Annotated in this window: 4 protein-coding genes; all 4 read left to right on the top strand. The window is 68.9% G+C overall.

Annotated features, from left to right (window positions below; translation table 11 throughout):
- Positions 1-324: type II secretion system F family protein (locus tag VN779_RS02905; protein WP_414639563.1), on the top strand; the 324-nt coding region annotated here is incomplete at its 5' end.
- The gene (locus VN779_RS02910) at positions 321-1,085 is read left to right on the top strand and encodes a type II secretion system F family protein (protein ID WP_325719837.1); all 765 of its coding nucleotides are present in this window, start codon (positions 321-323) and stop codon (positions 1,083-1,085) included. The genes VN779_RS02905 and VN779_RS02910, both read left to right, overlap by 4 nt.
- Positions 1,086-1,895: 810 nt before the next feature.
- The gene (locus VN779_RS02915; protein ID WP_325719839.1) at positions 1,896-2,072 is read left to right on the top strand and encodes a DUF4244 domain-containing protein; all 177 of its coding nucleotides are present in this window, start codon (positions 1,896-1,898) and stop codon (positions 2,070-2,072) included.
- A 29-nt stretch (positions 2,073-2,101) separates the two neighbouring features.
- Positions 2,102-2,356 (top strand): TadE family type IV pilus minor pilin (locus tag VN779_RS02920; RefSeq protein ID WP_325719841.1); only part of this gene is annotated, 255 nt, incomplete at its 3' end.

Raw genomic sequence — 2,356 nt, forward strand, 5'->3', positions numbered from 1 at the left:
GTGGCCGCTGCCTTGGAGGTCGCGGTTCGCACCGGCGCCCCCGTCGCCGCGGTTCTCGATCGGGCTCGTAACGATGTCGCAGACCGGATGGGGATCGCCCGTGACTTGGCTGCAGCGGTATCTGGTGCCCGCGCTTCGGCCGCGCTGCTGGCCGTGCTCCCAGTACTCGGCGTCGCTATGGGCGTTGGACTAGGAGCCGCTCCGCTTGAGGTGCTGTTCGGTACGTCAGTCGGACACGGCGTGCTGGCCGCGGGCACAGTGCTCACGGCCGCCGGGGTGCTCTGGACGGAGCGCTTGATAAGCGGCGCGGAGCGTACGCCGTGACCCCGGTCGTCCTCGGTCTGTTCGCCGCCGGGATCTGGTTCAGCGGACGACGAGTAGGCGAGCACTCCTCGGTGATCACTCCAGCGTCCGGCCGCCTGACCGGCTGGCGCTCGCATTGGCTAGCCCGCCGAACGCGCGTCCGAGCCGGGCTCTCGCCCGGCCGCCTGGGCTTGATCTCGGGCGCTGCCGGTGTTGTTGTCGCGCTCGCCATCTTGGGCCCTGTCACCGGCGGCGTCGCCAGCGTGATCGTCGCGCCCCTTGTGGCGGCCGGTGCCGCGTATCTAGCCCGACGATCGCGCTCCCGCCCTGACGGTCGGCGGATAAGTGGGCTTGCGCTGACGGTCGACCTACTGGCTGCGGCACTGCGGGCTGGTCAGCCCGTTGATGCGGCGCTCGCTGCCGTGGCAGTCACCGCCGACTCTCGAACTTCGGCGGAACTGGCGCAGGTCGCTGGGCTTATGCGGCTTGGTGCCGACCCACCCGAGGCCTGGGAGGCGCTCCTCTCCGATCCGGTTCTCGGGGGCGTGGCCCGGACCGCATGCCGAAGTGCGCAGAGCGGGATCCGGCTGGCCGGGAGCCTCGAACAACTTGCTCGCGAGCTACGGGCGGAAACTCGGGCCGCCGCGCAGGCCCGGGCGCATCGCACGGCGATCTGGGCGATGGCGCCACTCGGCCTGTGCTTCCTTCCCGCCTTCGTGTGCGTCGGCGTTGTCCCCATAGTCATCGGGCTCGCGGGTGGCGCGTTCACCGATTTGTCATAGCGCCAATCGGTTCCCGCTCGCCGACAGCGTGAAGCGATCCACGATTTCCGGTGAATGTGGGCTTCGTTTCCCGCTAGCGAGGTGTGTTACCCGCCTGCGCTGTCCAGGCGGCAGCTCCGCCTCACGAGACCACCCCACGAAACCACCCCACGAAACCACCCAACGAAATCGCTGGCGCGCTTTCGTCGGGACCCCGGATCGCTGGCGCGCTTTCCTTGGGCCCCCGGATCGCTGGCGCGATTTCGTGGAGACCCGGATGGCGGCGCGATTTCGTCGGGGCCCTGGGTCGTCGCGAAATGGCGCTGCCATTCGTCTCCTCCTCCGCGGTCCATCCGCCTGGATACGCGCCATCCAGGCAGAGAACCTTGCCAGCGGGACAACTAGCGGGATGATGTTCGCCGCCCGGAGCGAGCACGCCGAGACCGCGTGCCGCGTCGCGCTGGTTCGTCGCGCCTCCGCGAGCCATCGTCCGCGTGGCCTGCGCTGTCAGGCGCTTGTATTAGTTGTCCCTGAGGGCGCGTTGCTGTCCACGACGACACGGCCAAGTGTGCGAACGCCTGCGCGTAAGTCGACGCAGCCGGCTTCCCGGGCGTGGCGGCGGTGCGCGGAGCGATGTTCAGGTCGATGGCGGCTGGCCGCCGCGCGCATTGTGACGCCGCGCACTGTCAAGTCGAGCATCCACAGCCGATGACTTGTCCACAGTCGTACGGCACGCCCAGCGCCGAAGCCGTGTGAGCGGTTGGCTTCGAGGCGTCGAGGCAGCGCAGGTCCGAAGGTCGGACCGGTAACTGCTGCCGGGAGGTGGCTGACATGATCAGGAAGTTGCGGCAGCTCGTGCGCGACGACGCCGGCATGACGACGGCGGAATACGCGGTCGGCACGATTGCCGCGGTGGCATTCGCGGCCGTCTTGTACAAGGTGGTACAAAGCGGCGTCGTGCAGTCAGCCCTGACCGCTATCATTCAATCCGCGCTGCACACGTTGTGATCGCCAACCGCTCGCGCGGTGACCGTGGGATGGTCACGGCGGAACTAGCGATGGCGCTTCCCGTGCTGATCATTGTGCTTGCCGCGGGTCTGGCGGCGGTGACGGTCGTCGGTCAACGCGTTCGAGCGGAGGACGCGGCTCGCGAAGCGGCTCGGGCCGCGGCTCGCGGCGACACCGCCGCCGCGCACCGCCTGGTCAGCCAGGTCGCTCCTGGTGCATCCGTGTCTATCTCTCAGTCGGCCGATCGGACAACCGCTCGGGTTTCCCTGGTTGTCCGTCCGCTG

This window comes from Actinocrinis sp., assembly GCF_035605935.1.
Classification (GTDB): Bacteria; Actinomycetota; Actinomycetes; order Streptomycetales; family Catenulisporaceae; genus Actinocrinis.

What these genes read in the sequence shown, in the direction of transcription:
- VN779_RS02915 (WP_325719839.1), top strand. Translation starts at nt 1,896, where the DNA reads ATGATCAGGAAGTTGCGGCAGCTCGTGCGCGACGACGCCGGCATGACG.